Raw genomic sequence first — 18,595 nt, 5'->3', positions numbered from 1 at the left:
ACGCTCGTTCCCCCTGTTTCGATAAATATGTCAAAAACGCTCTTGGACTGCGGCAATTGTGGTCCCGACTTCAACTCGATTCGTCAAATGGTGACGTCGAACTTCAATGCTTCCGTGGTACAGTCACACGGCACCGAAGACACTTTGGCAATGCTTCGCGAGCGAACGATTGATTTGGTCACGGTGAACCGGAAACTTGATCGTGATTACACCGACGGGATGGAGGTCATCAAAGCGATTAAGGCGGATCCCGAACTGGAGTCCGTGCCCGTGATGTTGGTGACCAATTATGAGGAACACCAAGACGACGCGGTCAAGCAAGGTTGCGTTCGTGGCTTCGGGAAGTTGTCGATCGGCGATGATGCCACGCAAGCTTTGCTGGAACCGTACTTGGGCCAGCGGAAGAAGAAGTGACTGGCGCAATTGGCGGCAGCGGGTTGCTTGTTGTTGCGATCGCGTTCGGACTCGCCGCCGGAGCGTTGGTCGGGATCCAGCCTAGCGTCAATGGGCAGTTGGGGAGGTATGCCGTTCACCCTTTACAGGCGTCCTTGGTCTCGTTTGCTAGCGGCACAGCGATTTTGTTGGTGATGACCGTAGTCGGAGGAGTCTTTCCGCCTCGTTTTAATGTTTCGCTATTGGCGATGCCGTGGTGGGTTTGGTGTGGCGGAGCGATGGGCGTGTTCATGGTGACAAGTTCATTGATTCTGGTGCCTCGAATTGGCTCGCTGCCATGGTTTGCCGCAATCATGACCGGGCAAGTCGTCGCGGCCGTGTTGCTGGACCATTTTGGATGGCTGGGCAATCATCGAGCCGCTGCATCGCCGACCCGTTTGGCCGGAGCCGCATTGTTGCTAGCCGGATTAGCACTAATCGTGTACGCGAAAAGATCTGAACAGCAGGCGATCGACCGCGAAATGGTCAAAGCCGAGGTGAAAGCTCGCTGAACCGAGTGCTTTGATCAAGCCATCCCTACCTCTGGACGATTCGTCCCCCGGCACGGAATACCTCGCAAACCGGTTCTTAGCATGGTTGAGGCATTTTTTCAGACACTCTATTTTAGTGTCTCCCCTGGATTATCCTCTGTTGATTGTTTCGCCTGATGATGAAATACCGCCAGCTCGATCGGATCACCTCGCTGACGCCTGGCAAGGTTTTGACCGCCGAGCGGACGTTGCGAGCGGAAGAGCAGTATTTGGAAGATCATTTTCCGCGTTTTCCTGTCATGCCAGGCGTGATGATGCTGGAAGCCTTGCACCAGGCTGCCATTTGGTTGATTCGAGTGAGCGAGGACTTCAAAACCCCACTGGTACTGCTGCGGGAAGCCAAAGGCGTCAAGTTTGGTGACTTCCTGGCACCGGGCGAAACACTGACAATTACGGCAGAAATCCTAAAAGAAGACGGAAATCGGGTGACTGTGAAGGCAAACGCCATGAAGGGCGACCGAGTCACCGTGACCGCCCGTTTGGTGCTAGAAAAGTGCCACAGTAACGATCCGGAACGCCTCGGAACGGACGAGGACGTGCGAAAGCAGGCCGAAACGCAATTCCGTGAACTGTTCGGCGATGTTACTCTTTCCGCTTGAAGCCAGCCGCTTCAATCGGGAGGCCACTACGTCGGCGACCCTAAAACGCAAACCTTAAATCAATTTACCCGAGACAAATTTCTACAAAGGATTTCCGATGGCCCAGTCGCAAGAAGATATTTTCGAGAAGGTTCAAGCCGCTTTGGTTGATGCTCTGGGCGTTGATGACGACGAAGTAAATCGCGACGCGACTTTGGTCGGTGACCTGGGTGCTGAATCGATCGATTTCTTGGACATCGTTTTCAAGCTCGAAAAAGCGTTCGACATTACGATTCCTCGCGAAGAATTGTCGCCCGAAGACATTTTGACCAATAGCCAGTATGTCCAAGACGGTGTCGTCACCGGCGACGGAATGGCCGAACTGAAGCGTCGGATGCCGTGGGCGAACTTGGCCGAGTTCGAAAAGAACCCGCGCGTGCAAGACTTCGGCAACCTGTTGACCGTTGGCGATCTTTGCAACTACGTCGGCAGCAAGGTCGGCGAGTAATCGCCCGTCTCGCTTAGCCCCCACCAGGATTTCAGATGCGTTGGTTTTGGGTCGATCGATTTACCGAGTTCGTTAGCGGTTCTCATGCCCACGGGATCAAGAATATCTCGTTGGCTGAAGAAGTCGTTGACGAATACTATCCCGGTTACGCGATGTTACCACCAACGCTGATCATCGAAGGCATGGCCCAATTGGGCGGTATTCTGGTGGCCGAGCATTTCAAGTTCGAAAAGCGAGTGGTGTTGGCCAAAGTCGGTCGGGCTGAATTTTTCGAGCCTGCCCGGGCGGGCGACCAATTGACCTATCAGGTCAATCTTGACGCGGTTCAAGATCACGGTGCAACGGTCACCAGCGCTAGTTTCTGTGATGGCAAACCGCAGGCTGAAATCGACCTGATGTTCGCGTTCCTGGAAGAAGGCGACAATCGGTTTACCGACGGGCCGCTGTTCGCACCCGGTGATTTGGAAGGCATGCTGCGGATGATGAATTTCTTTCATGTCGCCGTGGATGCTTTTGGCAAACCGGTTCCGATTTACCAGAATCTATAGCTGCGCTCGAATTCGAGGTGTCAAATCTCGCTGGTGCTAGTCACTTTTAAGTTGCGTTTTTGTTTCCTGCTCTTTCTCCCTTCTCGCAAAGTAAGTCCATGCGTCGTCGCGTCGTCGTTACCGGAATCGGCATGATCAACCCGATGGGGCACGACGCCCAAACTGTATGGTCGGGACTGAAAGAGGGAAAAAGCGGCGTTGCCAGAACCACTCTGTTCGACGCAACGGGCTTTCCGACCCAGATCAGTGCCGAGGTCAAAGACTGGGACATCACGGACTGTGGTGAGCCCGCCGAATTGTGGGTCAACCGCGGTCGTCACACCAAGTTCGCCGTCGGAGCTGCCAAGCAAGCAATCGCGGACAGCGGCGTGATGGATTCGATCAAGGATCGTGTCCGCTTCGGCATCTACTTGGGCAGCGGCGAAGGCAACCAAGACTTTGCCACCTTCAGCAAGATGATGGCGGCCGCACTGCAAAGTGGTAGCTACGAGGCGTCGAAGTTCATTGCCGCGGGTTTGGAACTGCTGAACCCCGAAAAAGAACTCGAGCAAGAACCCAACATGCCGGCCGCCCACCTGGCAACGATGTTCGGCGCGCAAGGCCCTAATCTGAATTGCTTGACCGCTTGTGCGGCGTCCAGCCAAGCGGTTGGCGAAGCGACCGAAATCATTCGCCGAGGCGATGCCGATGTGATGTTAGCCGGTGGCACGCACAGCATGATTCACCCGTTCGGTGTGACGGGGTTCAACCTGTTGACGGCGCTGTCGGAAAGCAATGACGAGCCAACCAAGGCGAGTCGCCCGTTCGACCGACTTCGTAATGGCTTTGTTCTTGGCGAAGGCTCGGCAATGGTCGTGCTGGAAGAGTTGGAAGCCGCCCAGGCACGTGGCGCGACGATCTATGGCGAAGTTGCTGGATATGGGACTACCGCCGACGCGTACCGAATCACAGACATTCCGCCCGATGGTCACGGCGGTATCGCAGCAATGCGAATGGCGATCAAAGACGCAGGGATCACGCCGTCGGAAATTGACTATGTCAACGCACACGGAACCAGCACGACGGTGAACGACAAAGTTGAATCGTTGGCGTGCCGCGAAGTTTTTGGCGCGGGCGCTGCCAATACTCCTGTCAGCAGCACGAAGAGCATGATGGGGCACTTGATCGCAGCAGCTGGCGTTACCGAAATGATCGTTTGCTTGCTGGCGATCCGAGATTCGGTGTTGCCACCAACGATCAACTACGAAAATCCGGATCCGCTTTGTGATTTGGACTACGTGCCCAACGTTGCACGTGAAGCCTCAGTCAAATACGCCCTGAATAATAGCTTCGGTTTCGGAGGCCAGAATGTCTCGCTGTGTCTGAGCCGTTTCGAAGGTTAAGTGAAATCCAATCATGAGCTTCTATACCGACGCTGAACTGGCCGCTTTCCTCGACGAAGCCCTTCCCGCGAATCGGTCATCCATGTTGGAACAGGATCTTCGCAGCGATACTGAGCTGCGGAATCGTTTGATCGAAGTGCGCGGTCGCGAAGCCGCCGGTTTGCACACGATCGGCGGGATTTGGCGTCGCTCGCGATTGTCGTGCCCGACGCGGGACGAGATGGGCCAGCATCTGCTTGGCGCCCTCGAAGCTGATCATTCGGGTTATATTCGGTTTCATGTCGAAACCGTCGGTTGCCGTTACTGCGCCGCCAATCTGGCGGACCTGCAAGCGGCGGCAACACCGGATGACCAACCCCATCGTCGCCGAACTCGGTACTTTCAAACCAGTGCCGGCTATTTAAAGTCGAAGCAGTAGCCCTCGTCGGCTGTTGATTGGGAAGTTCTGAGGCGGCGGCACGTCGATGGGAAGTCGCTGCTTGTCGATCCGGGTACACTCTTGGGGTGTACTTCGTCGTCCGCTTTCTTTGGTGATTCTATGACACCGATCGATTTGATTTTTTGTTCGCGCCGCTTTTCGCTAGCGATTGCCGCAGCAGCTCTGTTGTTTGATGGGATGCCGGCAATATCGGCTTCTCCCCTGTCTGTCGAAGATGCTCTCGCAGCGGTCTCGTCCGTATCGCCCGATGCGGCGGGGTTAAGTAAAGCAACTACGGCCGTTACTTCGCTGCGGCAATTGCCCGCTGATCGCTTGCCAGATTTGCTCGACGCGATGGCTGGCGCCGATCCGGTGTCGCGTAACTGGATCCGCGGGCTAGCGTTTGATATCAAGCGAAGAACGTCGCTGTCGCCAACTGACATGCTAGAAGACTATGCGATGGACCGTTCGAAGAACATGTTTGGACGTGGTCTTGCCATGGAAATGTTTCAATTGGATGCACCGGAGCCAGCGGCCCAACGCATCGGCCAATGCCTGGACGATCCGAGTTTGCCGCTGCGAGAAATGGCAGTCGCACAAGTGCTTGGTCGTGCTGAACAAGCCAAACAAGACGGTGACGAAGCGGTCGCCAAAAAACTGTATCGCCAGGCACTCGTTTCGGCTCGCCAGCCAAGGCAACTCGAAGGTGCTGTGGCCGCGCTGAAGGGCCTTGGCGAAACAGCCAGCATCGCGGAAGCGTTTGCGATGATCAAACATTGGAAAACAATCGGCCCCTTCGATAACGTCGGTGGTGTCGGTTTCGATACCGCGTACTCGGTCGAAAAAGATTATGTGAGAACGGCCGCTATCAATTTCAACCCAGCGGCCGATGGAAAAGAAGGCGAAGTGAGTTGGCAGGACATTAAAGCGGACGGCGACACCGGCAATGTCGATTTGGCGACGGCGTTCGACAAAGAGAAAGGTGCGGTAGCTTATGTCTACACAACGTTTAATTCACCGGCCGCGCAAACCGCCCAGGCTCGTCTCGGGTCGATCGCTGCGAACAAAGTTTGGATCAACGGGGACGAATTGATCGCCAACAAGATTTATCACTCAGGTACTGCGCTGGACCAATACATCGCTCAGGTGGAATTGAAGGCGGGCGAGAACACGATCTTGATCAAGAACTGTCAAAACGAACAAACCGAAGGCTGGGCACAGGAATGGGAATTCCAGTTTCGCTTGACCGACCTCAACGGAAAGGGACTCACCAGTGGTAACTAAACAGCAACGCCATATGGCGATTAAGCAACGACGTCTCGCGACGATTCTGTTCTCTGTCGCTGCAGCGGCAACTGTTTCGTTCACTTCCGCACAGTCGATGGGCGACGACTGGTTGGCCTTTCGAGGTGATGGAAGCGGTGGCGTTTCGGCTGGCCCTGCAAAATTGGACGCTAGCGAAAACGGTAACTTGGCTTGGCGAGCCGACATGCCCGGCAAGAGCGTTGCCGGGCCGATCGTAGTTGATGGTCAAGTCATCACGACCAGTTCGGCGGGGCCGGACGGTGAGAAGATCTTCGTGACCGCGCTAGATTTGAAGTCCGGAATCAAAACATGGGAACAATCCTTTGACGCGACCGGACGACCTTTTTGTCATTCGTCGAGTGCCAATGCGGCACCGACTCCGGCGAGTGACGGAAAACGAATCGTCGCGTTCTTCAGTAGCAACGATTTGGTTTGCTTAAATACAGCGGGCGACCTGATGTGGTATCGCGGACTTGGGTTCGAATATCCCAAGGCAGGCAATGACGTCGGCATGGCCTCATCGCCAATCATTGCCGGTGACGTGGTGGTGGTTCAGGTCGAATCCAAGGGTGACTCATTCGCCGCGGGCATCGACTTGGAATCTGGGGTCACGCGTTGGCGGATCGATCGGCCACAAAGCTCGAACTGGTCATCGCCACTGTTGATTAGCCGAGGTGACGGCAGCCAAGAAGTGGTCATGCAAAGCGGCGAAAGTGTATTGGCGGTTCATCCAGGGACCGGTGTAACGAGCTGGGAGATCGAAGAGGGGCGAGCTACCATCCCGTCGCCGACGTCGAGCGGTGGATTGTTGATGTTGCCGGGCAATGATTTGTTGGTGCTCGATCTGGTCGGCAGCGATTCGGTTCAAAGCGAAAAAGAAGAGGGGGCAGACAAAACCTCACCCATTGAAGCATGGCGTAGCAGCAAGTTCAGTCCTAAGAACGCATCCGTTGTCGCCTACGAAGACCGCGTCTATGCACTGAAGGGATCGGTTTTGGTTGGTGGCACGCTTCGTGATGGCGAAATGCGCTGGCAAGAACGGCTCGGTTCGATCGGCAGCGGATGGGCGACTCCAGTCGTCGCCGGCAATCGGATCTATGCGTTCGATCAATCCGGAAACGGTGTCGTTGTAGAAGACCAAGGCGAGTCCGCCGAAGTGATTAGCGAAGTCACGCTCGACGACGGTGTCTTAGGTTCACCCGCAATCGCCGACGGACGCTTGATCATCCGCGCCAAAGAAACGGTTTACTGTTTCGAGTGAATGGGGAAACGCCTCAGGCTTACTTTAAGATTGGCTTCGCATTGGTGGTCGCGACCCGGGCTCCCTGGGTTGGTTTGCTCGGCAAGTCGATCAGCAAACGCATCATTTCTTCGGCTGCACCTGTGGCAACCGATCGGATGGTGTCACGGTTGGTTTCGTCACCGAATTCATACGTGATTGCGGTGACGCCAAGCGTCTGGGCGACCCAGGCTTTGCTAGTGGCACGGTGTACGTTGTGGTCTGCGACCTGATTGACTTCGTACTTGGGAAACCGACCTTGGATCGCGCCGAGCCAATCTTGGGTGAAGTCCTTGGGGAACAGATTTGACTTGCGAGGTGTTGTGTAAAAAACGTCGTCGAACGTGCTGTGGAAATCGATGAACAGGCACAGACGTTGTTCGTCACGATCGTTGTCTTCAAGCGTGCGGTACTTGACCAACTGATCCATCACGGCTCGCGTTTCCGGTTGGCTAAAGTGAGACCAGTCACGATTCAGATCGACTCCGTTTGCATTGCATCGCCAATGACCGTGCGCGACACCATCGGGATTGACCATGGGCACAACGACGGTCGAGTAGCGATCGCGAAACTGTTTGCCAAGTTCACTCTTGCCTGCGATCGCATCGACAAAATGCATCATGCCGATTGCGCCAGATACTTCCGGCGGATGTTGTCGAGCAATGATGAAGACATAGTCGGGGCGTTTGGATTCGGTGATGTCCAAGCGATGCAGGGGGCGGCCTTGGACCGATTTGCCGATGACGCTGCGGCTAACATGTGGCTGTTCGCTTAGATGGTCTGCCCACACATCCAGCGTTTCGCTGTCGAGCAGTTCTTGGCCCGCAACCCAAATAGGTTTTCCGTCTAATGGAATCCGCATTTCGACTTCCTTGCCGACCGGATGCCTGCGAGTGACGAGGTGCGCAGCGGTTTCCCAAGTCCGACCATCACGGCTTATCTTGGGATCATACCGGTGGGTTCCACCGACATAGCTCAATCGAATGGTCACATCGTGAGTGTTCGACAATTCCGCGGCGGTCGATTCGATTCGAAACGCGTACCACGCACTATCATTGATCTGATTGCGTTCTGGCTCGATCGTGATCGCGAACTCATCATCGCTGATTTGATCACAGCGGTTCATTCGCCCACCCGCGAATTCGCTCGTGATCAAGATATCGTTTTTTTGAGAAACGAACGTCGTACCGCTCGATTGGGCAATCGATTCAAATGAGTACTTGCTGTGAGGGTCCGCCGTTGCCGGTGACGACTGCAAAAGGCAGAAACTGAATGACAACAGCAACGCGGCAATTGGGATCGCGCGTACGGTTGGCGCGCGTAAAACCGACCGGTCATCGATAGGTGAGGTCATCAGAGCATGAATGGCGAAGGGACCGAGAGCCGCAATCATCACTTGCCGTTGGAAACGACGGTGCAGGAAGCGACTCGGGCAGGCTTAGGAGGGACTCTTGGTGAGCAAATCCCTTGTACTGAACCCGCGTCACTGAAATCAAGGTGAATCCGGACGCGATTGTTGTTTGTCGTTCGCGTGTCGTTGACATTCCGGTTTCACGCCGCTTGGTATAGCATTCGTTCCAAGCGATCGAGAGTCGTCACCATTTGGTTCCATTCTGCTACCACTTCAATCGTCGGCATCGTGACACCGTCGGCACGATCAAAGCCACGTTCACTGACGTTGACCTGCGACGCCAATACCGTGAAACCTTGCTGATTGGCTTTGTCGGTCTTGCTGGCCGCGGTTTGGTCCATGTCGTCGGCAACCGGCAAAACTTGTTGCATCGTTTGGTGGACGGCCCACAGGGCTGCCTTGCGGCTTGATTCGGCTTGAACGATGGTGCGGACGGTACCAGATTGAACGTAGAATTTAGCCATGATTGTGATCCGACGATGTTGGAGGTTAAGGTTGTTTGCAATTCGGCAAAGGTCCTTTGCCGGCGGTACCAATATCATCGCCCAGGGATGTGACAAGTCTGGTCCGTCATCCGTTCGCCGGATTACTGCATCCGCTGGCCCGGTCGGCAGGCCGGCCGGTGAATGTTAATTTGTGCCGTCTGTCAGCGGTCATTTATCGTTCCATTCCCTGAATCCTTACCCCCGATTGGCCCCGGTATGAAACTGATCCATCACGGCGCTCAGCATGGTGTGACGGGATCGTGCCACCAGTTGTTTTGGGAAAAGAACCAAAGCGTGCTAGTCGACTGTGGGATCTTTCAAGGTGACGACGCGGCGAAACACCCAAACCCGGAAATCGAGTTTTCGATCGAGGGCGTCGTTGGCATGTTGCTGACTCACGTTCACGCCGACCATGTTGGACGATTGCCATATTTGATCGCCGCGGGATTCGAGCAACCGATTTATTGCAGCATTCCAACCGCTCGCTTATTGCCACTCGTGATGGCGGACTCATTAAAGATTGGATTCACGCGCTCGCGAAATCTGATCAAGCGATTCCAAAGCAAAATCCAACAACTGATACGTCCGCTGCCTTATAACGCTTGGCACGATGTGCCAGGCGGAATCAAAATCCGACTACGCACAGCCGGTCACGTGCTTGGATCAACTTTGTTTGAAGTTGATTTGCCCGACGGCAAGCGAGTGGTGTTCTCAGGTGACTTGGGGACTGGGAACGATCCGCTGTTGCGTGATCCGGTCTGTCCCGAACGTGCCGATTTATTGATTTTGGAAAGTACCTACGGCGACCGGCTGCACCCGTCGACCGCTGATCGGCAACACACGCTGGAAACGATCCTGCGGCGCACACTTGATGACAAAGGAGTTACGATCATCCCGGCGTTTAGCCTGGGGCGTACACAATCCATTCTGTACGAAATGAACGCGATCTTCGAACGCATTCAATCGACTGAAGGAAGATCGTTGATGAAACAAGTCGATGTGATCGTTGACTCACCCTTGGCATCGCGTTTCACCGAACTCTATCGTGACATGAAAGAGTTTTGGGGGATCGAAGCGAAGGCAAAATTAGAAACGGATGACCAGCCACTTGTTTTTGAAAACTTGACGACGGTTGGCGATCATCGCGAGCACCGTGATACCGTCAATTACCTAGCTGATCGTAGACTGCCGGCAATCGTGATCGCGGGCAGTGGGATGTGCACGGGGGGGCGAGTCGTCAACTACTTGAAACGCTTTATCGGTGATCCAACCACGGATATCGTGTTCGTCGGATATCAAGCCGGTGGCACGCCCGGCAATATTATCAGCCGCGGCAGCCAATGGGTTCGGCTCAATGGGCGACGCTTCGATGTGGCTGCGAAAGTGCATCAGATCCATGGCTATTCGGCACATGCCGATCAAGCCGACTTGCTTCGTTTTGTCGAAACGATGCCCAGTCCCCCTGAACAAATTCGGCTGGTCCACGGCGAGTATCAACCCAAACAGGTGTTTGCCGAAGAACTCACTGAACGAGGTTTTAATGTCATCTGATTCAGACAAATCCTGTACTCGATCGATCGCTTAATCGTCTAATGGAATCTCAAGAAAAACTCGACGTCGCGATCATTGGCGGCGGATTGGCTGGGCTGACTTGTGCAGTTCTTTTAGCCGATGCTGGACGCCGCGTGACGGTGTTGGAAGCAACGGACCGGCTCGGTGGTCGTCTGCGAACTGACGTCGTTGACGGATTCACGATGAACCATGGACTTCAATCGATGCTGACCGCTTATCCGGCATGCCAGCGAATGTTGGACTACGACGCGCTGCGGTTGCGGTTCTTTGAACCCAGTCTGTTGATTCGTCAACAAGGAAGGTTTCGTGTTCTAAGCGATCCCTTGCAACGGCCCAGCCAAGCGATTGCGACGGTGCTGAATCCGGTTGGCAGTCTGTCGGAAAAGCTGTCGATCGCTAAGCTCCGGCGCCAGGCTCGTTCTGGCACACTGGATGAGCTTTACCATCGTAACGACCAACCGACGATCGATTTTTTACAGCAGGCTGGTTTTTCGCAGTCCATGATCGACGAGTTTTTTAGGCCGTTTCTCGGTGGTATCTTTCTAGACGAATCACTTACTCAATCGAGTCGATTGTTCGAGTTCGTATTTCGTATGTTTGCCCAAGGCAAGGTCGCTGTACCGGCCGACGGCATGGCGGCGATCCCGCGTCAACTTGCCGATCGATTGCCACGCGGATCCGTCCGGTTGCAACAAAGTGTGACCCGAGTCGATAGCGATTGCTTGCACCTGAGCAGCGGAGAGATCCTTTGGGCTGAACAGATCGTCGTCGCGACCGAAAGCACTGCCGCTGCTCGATTGCTGGGGACGGCGAAGATTGCGACGCAGTGGAATCAAACCACCACGCTGTATTTCGCAGCGGACAAGTCCCCCGATCAACGGAAGCAGTTGATGTTGCGTGGGGACGACACGGGACCGGTACAGACGGTCGCGGTGATGTCCGATGTGGCGCCCGAGTATTCGGCGACTGGAAAAGCCTTGATCTCGATCAGTCTTGGTCCGCTGGGGCCTGAACTGGATCGAAACGACTTGGAGCAGCTCGATCACTGCGTTCGGAAACAGCTAGTGGGTTGGTTCGGCGAGACTGTTAAAAACTGGGATCGTCTAGCGGTTTATCAAGTTCCGTACGCCCTACCCCGTCGAGCGCTTGAACCGGTCATGCGATCGATTCAAGCGTCGGATTATGACGGCCCGGCAGGCATGCTGGTTTGCGGCGACCACTGCGAAACGCCAAGCATCCAGGGTGCGATGAATAGCGGTATCCGGGTGGCCGATGCAATCCTCGGCAAAGCCTAGTTGTTGAAACTGCCGCCGAAGTTGTAAGACCCCGAGATCGGCAGGACGCCGTAGAGTCCTTCGGTGAAGACTTGTCGAACGAAGTTGTCGAACAATCGAATCGGGCTGCTAGGCAGGATGATTACGTCACCGTCACGCACCCAGATTTCGTCGCAAGGATGAGCTTCGCGGCCAAGAATGGCTCCGCGAAGATCTAAGGTCGTCGAGATCAGTTCCCAGTTGTCGCCGCGGCGGAAGACAACCACTTGGCGAAGGTTGGCACCGGTACGGTGACCGCCAGCCATTGCAATGGCACCCAGTACCGTTGTTGGCGTGTTGTTCATGTCGTAACGGCCAGGTTGGCCGACTTCGCCCAAGACGAACACGTTGTGAGCGGCTTGTGAGATCAGCGATGGTTCGACTTCCAAGCCGCCCACTGCATCGTCATAGCGAAGATTAATTTCACGCTTCAATTCGTCCAACGTCAAACCTTGGGCTTGAACGCTGCCAACCTTAGGCAAACGAATTTCGCCTGATGGTGTCAACGTTTGTTGAATTTGTTGAGGATCGAATCCACCCGCACCGCTGATCGCTTCGCGAACTTGACGAGCAGCGGTTCCTGTATTGACCGGTGTCACATCGATGGAAGGCTCTGGATAAAACTCAACGTACTTGTCTTCCAACACTTCGCGAAGTTGGTCGATCGTTTGTCCGGCGGCGTGAACCTGGCCGATCAAACGCAGCGTGATCGTTCCGTCGGGTTGAATCTTCAAGCCCTTCTCGAGCGTTCCGCGAGTCAGGTCTTCATCGGCCTCGGCTTCGATCAACAGTTCGTCGCCGACCACCAATCGATACGGGCCATCGGTAGCCATCGGAGCGACCATGAAGGTCAGTTGCAGTGTGTCGCCCGTCCGCAAGCGATATTCGGGTAGGCGGTGGGTGCGGGCGGGACCAGCGTACTCGCCAGGTCCAACGATGTTGAACGGCGCGTCATAGGGACATTGCCAGCACTGGTGTCCCGCGGGGCATGGTCCAACGCCGAGTTTCATTCCCAAGCCGCCGATCATTGTGCCGTCGGTGCGATCAACGCATTTTAGGCATTGGCCACATCCGCACTGGCTTGAAATGATCGGTCCCGATGAAACGGGCAAAGACGCCACGGTGTATTCGGCAGCCGTTGGATAGTACGGTGCCGACGGGATTGGTTCCTCGGCCTTCTTGGTTTTACCGAGCTTGATTTCCGGATCCTCGAGAGCTGATTTCGGCGCTTTCGGAACCGATTCATTTTCCACGGCTCGCACTACTGCTGAACTAGCCATCATCAGGCAAGTCAGCATCAAAGACCAAGCTATTCGGTTGGAAGTCATTGCCATCACGGTCACTCGCAGTTTCAAGACGCGAAGATTCGGTCCATCAGGAAGGAACTTAAACACGATTGGATTTCGTCACGATTGACGATGCACGGTGCATCGCTATCGCCGCCCAAACGGAAACAAAGAACGGGTAGAGACACGCGTTTCGGTTTTTGCCGGACGTGTCGGGTTGACCTCGGGTGAGGCGGTTTGTGTTGTTGGCGGCGTCGGTTGGATTGCCGCCGGATTCGGACGATAACTCGCCGCGAATGCATCCGGTGCAAGTGTCTTTACCGGAATGCCACTAGGCAGTGTCGGATCTTGCAACGCTGCCAAACACTTTTGGGAAGCATTGGCATCACCCATGCGACGCGATGCTTCCAGCAATCTGTTGTAGCCTTCTCGCGATGGTCGCAGCTGGACGCTTTGTGTCAGTGCCCAAGCTGCTTGCGGCACGAGGCCTTGTTCCAACAGCGTGATGCCAAGTTCGCGGTGGGCGACGGCGCTAGTAGGTGCAATCTCAATCGCTGCTCGCTGTAACGTCATGGCGACCTCACCAGCGTGTGATTCATTGCCGTCGTGCAACTGCTTTTCGATAATGCCTAGCATCACCAGTGCATCGCAAGCGTCGTTTGAACTACCCGTGGCGGCCACCAAGTTGTCCTTGGCAATGCTTAGGTAAGCTTCCGTCGCCCGCATCGCCGAAACGCTGCTAAGGTCGCGGCTCTTCAGCACTTCGGTTTCGTGAACGGAGACCATTCGCTCTAACACGCGAGTGTCGACCAATCCAAATCGTCCAGAGAAGTCATTGGATTCACGAATCGCATCAAGTGCCGTATCGAGGTGCTTCGCATGGTGATTGCTGCCTTCGAGCGCGTCTTGCATGTTGACTGCCATCCGCAGCGATTCGGTTGCATGCTTGCGAGCTGAGTGGGTTGCGCTGCGATTGAGGCTTTCCTTGGCATCCTGAAGCGATTGGTGGGCCATCTCACGCAGTCGATTGGCGTGCGCCAATGCGGTTGGCGATGGTGTCGGTAACGCTTGATTGGCGGGGATCAACGGCGGTGGAATCAGTGCGTCGCTCGCCAGCGAATGGCTTGCCGATTCCGGTATCACAGCTTTGCCAGTTGATTGGGCTACTGTTTGAGGCTGCTGAAGCTGGTTTGCACCGCCCATGTTTGAAACGTCTGTGTTCGGAACGTCTGTGTTCGGAACGTCAGTCAAAGGTTCAAAGTTCCGTTTCGCGAACTCTGCATCCAATTCGGCGCGTCGTTCAGCCGTTTCGGCCTCTAGCAGTTCCAACATGGTTGGGCCTGGCAACTCGATCGGATTCGCAAACGCGACAGGATGCGATGGCATGCGCTGGGGCTTAGCTGGAACAGCTTCGGCCTTGTGGGTTTCAGTGCTCGACTCGGTGGACTGCAATTTTTTAGCAATCGCAGCACCTTCGTTCGTCGTCTTGCGTTCAGCCTTGGCTGGGGCGGTCACTGGATCTGCTTTGGCAACCACTTGAGGCTCTACTGCCGAAGCAACTTGGCGACTGGTGATGGTGGGTTGTGTTGGCGAAGGTTGCTCCCTTGGCTTTGAGACTTCGGCCAACTTCGGAACTTGGATCAGATTGTTTTTTCGACGCAGCAGTTCCGCTAGGCTATTCGGATGGGCATTCTTGGCGACATCGGCCGACGTCTCTCGAGTGTCATCGTCCTGATCAGTTTGCGATTGGTTGGCTGGTTGTGTGAGCTGACTCACCGGCCTTGGCATCGAACGGGCAATTGGGGAATTGGCTGGAACAATTTCGCCTTTAGGTGACGAGATCGCCTCACTGTGGCTCTCGTCCGCAATCGTGCTCTCGTGAACGACTGGCAACGAAAGTGCAGATGGCGCTACAGCAGATGGCGTTGCGGTTTGCGGTGTTGCGGCTTGCGGTGTTGACGGGACGAGCGGCGACGTGTCGCCAAAGCCCTGTGCCAATAGGCTGCGCAGTGATGTCTCGGACTTCGTGGCTGGATGGTCCGCGACGGTAAATGTCGCCGAGCACGAGCAAATCAGTGTGGCGATCGCGATCCGCTTCGTCATGCCAGCCTTGCTTAGTCCACGATTGGCCCAGCAATGAATGGTCGAGCGGAAATAGCGGCTTGTTTCTTCCATGAACTTGCCTGTCCCGTATCTGAATGATGCCTCAAGCGATCACGTCCTTATGATCTGCCTTTGGACATCCACTGATCCAGATCGACGTACCGCGTCACTTTTGGTGACGCAATGTACGAGCACAAGCAAGGGATCCCTCTGGTGAGGTTTCAAATCCGACAAAAACCAACAATGCGTTTAAACGCATAGATCCGTGATAAACCCGGCGACCCGGATAGTAGGCAAAGTCGCGGTCGTCAAAGTTTGCCCGACCGATTTTATTGTATCTCTCCGGCGTCAAAGTTTACCGACAGCCTACAGTTCGCGAATGCGCACATCTCTCCACTTCACCGTCATGGTTGGGCTTTCCTTTGGAACCGAGTGCACTTGCAGTCCGATGAAACCCTCTTGAAACGATTCGGGATCACGGATGTCTGCGATCGCCCGCCCATTGATCCAAGTTTGCAGGCGATCGCCGTTGGCCCGGATCACGTACCGATTCCATTCACCGTTGACGAAAGCGTCATCAATGGGGCGGTCTTTCGAGATCCATTGTCGGTTCGTGCCTTCACTGTAGATGTACCCACTGTCGCCTGGCGATTTTTCGATTTCCACTTGTGGTCCATGAACCCGCCCGTCCTTAAACTCGGCGGTGCTTCGTGAACGGATTTGAACGCCACTGTTTAAATCGACGTCGTCGAAGACCTCGAATGTCAGCTCGAAATTGCTGTACGTTTTGTTGGTGCACAGAAACGAATTCGGACTTCCTTCGGCGGTCTTTCCTACAATCGCACCCTCTTCGACACGGTACGTCGCGGTTCCGTTTTTTGTGGACCAACCGGTTAGGCTCGTTCCATCAAACAGCGAAACCCATCCGTCACTCTTGATGTCGGGCATGGATTCGGAATTCGAAGCCGTGGCATCAACCGGGGCACGGACAGCCGCTTCGTCCATCGATAAAGTTTTTTGGTCGACGGGCGGTAGGGTTACCGAACCAGTCGACGCCCACTCGGTCCCACGCTGCAAGGTGACTTGGAATGCGACGCCCTGCATCGCGGCGACATCGTGGCCAAGTGTGGTGTGAAACACGCGTCCTTCCCCATACTGAACCGTCATCAACAGCGGTTCGTGTTCGCCCGTACCGCCCGTTTCTGTGGCGCTGAAACCCGTGGCCAAAACGTGCATGTTCAAAGCCGGACCGCGAAGTTTGCCGTACAGTTCGTCCGCCGTTTGCATGAACGAACCCGGCAATCCTCGCGTGATGGGGTGGTCGCTATCCCGAATAACCACCACAAAGGGAACCCGTTTGCCATGGGTTCCGCCGTTGCCTTTGGAGGTGTCACGAGTAAAACGCTTTAGGTCTTCTTTCCATCGCACGTAAGGCCCATTCGATTCGTTGCGTCCACCCCAACCGCCCAGTCCGATCATCTGGTTGTAACCATCCCATTTCGGGAACGAGTTGTCTGCCGCATGCACGCTGACGAATCCCTTGCCGCTAGCGACAAAACTTTCGAATGCTTTCTGAGTTGATTCATTCCAGGGGTCACCGTTGTAATTCGAAACGACGACATCGTATTTTGAAAAGTCAGGTGAAAAACTTTCCATGTCGCCACCCTTTGCCGGCGACGTCACCACGTCGACTTCGAAACGCCCGCAGGCTTCAAGTGTCTGTTTGATGATCGGCGAAGTCTCTTGCCACTTGTGATTGTTTTGGCCGTCAATCAATAGGACTGAGATTTTCGATCCTGGCTTTGATCCCGGATCAGCCGCATCGACCGAAGGTGAGATCGCGATGAAGACAAATAAGAACAGCAAAGTCGTCCGAGCTAGCAAGTTGGCGAATCGATACATGGGGCAACCAATTCGAGGAAAGGAGTAAAAGAGGTTCAGACGAGTCTAGCAGCATGGTAGTGACGATCATACGTCAAGCGATGATGTCGTGGACCACGTTTCCGTGGACATCGGTCAAGCGGAAATCGCGACCTGCGTATCGGTACGTCAAGCGAGTGTGGTCAAACCCAAGCAGGTGCAAGATGGTCGCGTGCAAGTCATGAACATGAACGCGATTTTCGACCGCTTTCAATCCAACTTCGTCGGTTGATCCATACGTCATCCCGCCGCGAACGCCGCCGCCGGCCATCCACATCGTGAATCCATCGCTGTGGTGATCGCGGCCGGGACTGGCGGTGACGGGCAATTGAACCGTTGGGGTTCGTCCCATCTCGCCGCCCCAGATCACAAGCGTATCTTCGAGCAATCCTTGTTGTTCCAAGTCTTGCAAAAGCGCAGCGATCGGTTGATCACATTCGGTTGCTAGACGCGGATGGTTTTTTTCGATCGCGGCATGCGAGTCCCAAGGTTGTCCCGCGCCGTGGTAGACCTGGACGTAGCGAACACCACGTTGGCTTAAACGTCTGGCGATCAGCATTTGTCGGCCTTGTAACGAGTCCCCATACATTTCTTGGATGTGTTTGGGTTCATCCGAAATGTCGAACGCTTCGTGAGCCTCGTCTTGCATCCGAAACGCCAACTCCAACGACTCGATGCGAGTTGCCAATTGAGGATCGTCATCACGACGGTCAATATGGAACTTGTTCAGTTGACGGACCAGGTCGAGTTGCCGTTGTTGTTGATCATGAACAAGAAATTTGTTCTCAATGTTCGCGATCAATTCATCAGGGTCGGTGTACTTGGTGTCGACGTGCGTGCCTTGGTAGATGCCCGGCAGAAAAGCGTTTCGCCAATTCGCAGTCGCCGCGGTCGGTAACCCGCTGGGGCACATGACGACATATCCGGGCAGGCTTTGGTTTTCGGTGCCCAGCCCGTATAACGCCCATGAACCAACACTTGGTCGCGGCCGAACGATGTCACCGCAGTTCATCATCATCAAACCGGGTTCATGGTTCGGCACGTCCGTGACCATCGAACGTATCACGCACATCTTGTCGACATGTTTGGCGATGTTAGGGAACAGTTCGCTAACTTCGGTTCCAGACTGGCCATGTTTGGCGAACTTGAATTTTGACGGATGTGCGACTCCGCCCAGTCGCTTGTCGCGCGCAAGTTCGGTGCTCAGCGTTTTACCCGCCAACTTCTCTAAAGCCGGTTTTGGATCAAACGTATCGATTTGGCTCGGGCCACCGTTGGCGAACAAATGTATGACACGCTTCGCACTTGCGGCAAAGTGTGGCAGACGCGGGCTAAGCGAAGTTCCGCCTGCGACATCCGTCGCGATCGCGGAAGAAGAGTTTGCTTGGTCGGCCTTGACTTCGTCGGCCATCATCCCGGCAAGCGCCAACATGCCGAGCCCCATTCCGCTGTGCGACAGCATCTGCCGCCGGTTCGTCATCCGGGCGTGGATTTCGTTGTTCAT

Annotated in this window: 17 protein-coding genes; 11 read left to right on the top strand and 6 right to left on the bottom strand. The window is 55.0% G+C overall.

Features of this window, described 5'->3' with window-relative positions; genetic code table 11:
• Positions 1 to 27: 27 nt before the first annotated feature.
• The 9 genes from Poly59_RS00350 (at position 28) to Poly59_RS00310 (ending at position 6,983) form a co-directional block, all read left to right on the top strand.
• Positions 28 to 414, top strand: a complete 387-nt coding sequence (locus tag Poly59_RS00350) for a response regulator (RefSeq protein WP_146532110.1) — start codon at positions 28 to 30, stop codon at positions 412 to 414.
• On the top strand, positions 411 to 944 hold the full coding sequence (locus Poly59_RS00345) for a DMT family transporter (protein ID WP_146532109.1): 534 nt from the start codon (positions 411 to 413) through the stop codon (positions 942 to 944). The genes Poly59_RS00350 and Poly59_RS00345 overlap by 4 nt, the downstream gene beginning before the upstream one ends.
• A 155-nt stretch (positions 945 to 1,099) precedes the next feature.
• Positions 1,100 to 1,582, top strand: coding sequence for a 3-hydroxyacyl-ACP dehydratase FabZ family protein (locus tag Poly59_RS00340; protein ID WP_246151272.1), 483 nt, complete (start codon positions 1,100 to 1,102; stop codon positions 1,580 to 1,582).
• A gap of 97 nt (positions 1,583 to 1,679) precedes the next feature.
• The gene (locus Poly59_RS00335) at positions 1,680 to 2,069 is read left to right on the top strand and encodes an acyl carrier protein (RefSeq protein WP_146532108.1); all 390 of its coding nucleotides are present in this window, start codon (positions 1,680 to 1,682) and stop codon (positions 2,067 to 2,069) included.
• 35 nt (positions 2,070 to 2,104) lie between these two features.
• The gene (locus Poly59_RS00330; protein ID WP_146532107.1) at positions 2,105 to 2,617 is read left to right on the top strand and encodes a 3-hydroxyacyl-ACP dehydratase FabZ family protein; all 513 of its coding nucleotides are present in this window, start codon (positions 2,105 to 2,107) and stop codon (positions 2,615 to 2,617) included.
• Between the two features lie 98 nt (positions 2,618 to 2,715).
• Entirely contained in the window at positions 2,716 to 3,999 is a 1,284-nt protein-coding gene (locus Poly59_RS00325) for a beta-ketoacyl-[acyl-carrier-protein] synthase family protein (RefSeq protein WP_146532106.1), read from the top strand.
• A gap of 13 nt (positions 4,000 to 4,012) precedes the next feature.
• A complete protein-coding gene (locus Poly59_RS00320) occupies positions 4,013 to 4,417 on the top strand; it encodes a hypothetical protein (protein WP_146532105.1) in 405 nt (134 codons plus the stop codon).
• Between the two features lie 120 nt (positions 4,418 to 4,537).
• Entirely contained in the window at positions 4,538 to 5,701 is a 1,164-nt protein-coding gene (locus tag Poly59_RS00315; protein ID WP_146532104.1) for a hypothetical protein, read from the top strand.
• Entirely contained in the window at positions 5,691 to 6,983 is a 1,293-nt protein-coding gene (locus Poly59_RS00310; RefSeq protein ID WP_186775944.1) for an outer membrane protein assembly factor BamB family protein, read from the top strand. Before Poly59_RS00315 ends, Poly59_RS00310 begins: the two co-directional genes overlap by 11 nt.
• 19 nt (positions 6,984 to 7,002) lie before the next feature.
• On the opposite strand, the gene Poly59_RS00305 is transcribed toward Poly59_RS00310, so the two are convergent.
• A complete protein-coding gene (locus tag Poly59_RS00305; RefSeq protein ID WP_146532102.1) occupies positions 7,003 to 8,355 on the bottom strand; it encodes a M14 family metallopeptidase in 1,353 nt (450 codons plus the stop codon).
• Between the two features lie 197 nt (positions 8,356 to 8,552).
• A complete protein-coding gene (locus Poly59_RS00300) occupies positions 8,553 to 8,876 on the bottom strand; it encodes a hypothetical protein (protein ID WP_146532101.1) in 324 nt (107 codons plus the stop codon).
• A gap of 237 nt (positions 8,877 to 9,113) precedes the next feature.
• Between Poly59_RS00300 and Poly59_RS00295 the strand changes: the two genes are divergently transcribed.
• Entirely contained in the window at positions 9,114 to 10,448 is a 1,335-nt protein-coding gene (locus tag Poly59_RS00295; protein ID WP_146532100.1) for an MBL fold metallo-hydrolase RNA specificity domain-containing protein, read from the top strand.
• 41 nt (positions 10,449 to 10,489) lie between these two features.
• Positions 10,490 to 11,764, top strand: a complete 1,275-nt coding sequence (locus tag Poly59_RS00290) for an NAD(P)/FAD-dependent oxidoreductase (protein ID WP_146532099.1) — start codon at positions 10,490 to 10,492, stop codon at positions 11,762 to 11,764.
• On the opposite strand, the gene Poly59_RS00285 is transcribed toward Poly59_RS00290, so the two are convergent.
• The 4 genes from Poly59_RS00285 to Poly59_RS00270 form a co-directional block, all read right to left on the bottom strand.
• The gene (locus Poly59_RS00285) at positions 11,761 to 13,176 is read right to left on the bottom strand and encodes a polysaccharide biosynthesis/export family protein (RefSeq protein WP_246151271.1); all 1,416 of its coding nucleotides are present in this window, start codon (positions 13,174 to 13,176) and stop codon (positions 11,761 to 11,763) included. The genes Poly59_RS00290 and Poly59_RS00285 overlap by 4 nt on opposite strands.
• A gap of 39 nt (positions 13,177 to 13,215) precedes the next feature.
• A complete protein-coding gene (locus Poly59_RS00280) occupies positions 13,216 to 15,243 on the bottom strand; it encodes a hypothetical protein (RefSeq protein WP_146532098.1) in 2,028 nt (675 codons plus the stop codon).
• A 294-nt stretch (positions 15,244 to 15,537) separates the two neighbouring features.
• Positions 15,538 to 17,073, bottom strand: a complete 1,536-nt coding sequence (locus Poly59_RS00275; RefSeq protein WP_146532097.1) for a family 16 glycoside hydrolase — start codon at positions 17,071 to 17,073, stop codon at positions 15,538 to 15,540.
• A 73-nt stretch (positions 17,074 to 17,146) separates the two neighbouring features.
• On the bottom strand, positions 17,147 to 18,595 hold the full coding sequence (locus tag Poly59_RS00270) for a DUF1501 domain-containing protein (RefSeq protein ID WP_146532096.1): 1,449 nt from the start codon (positions 18,593 to 18,595) through the stop codon (positions 17,147 to 17,149).

The sequence above is a fragment of the Rubripirellula reticaptiva genome, from assembly GCF_007860175.1.
In the GTDB taxonomy this organism is placed as follows: domain Bacteria; phylum Planctomycetota; class Planctomycetia; order Pirellulales; family Pirellulaceae; genus Rubripirellula; species Rubripirellula reticaptiva.
The sequence above is the reverse complement of the archived record's forward strand: the minus strand, read 5'-3'. Positions and strand labels throughout refer to the sequence as shown.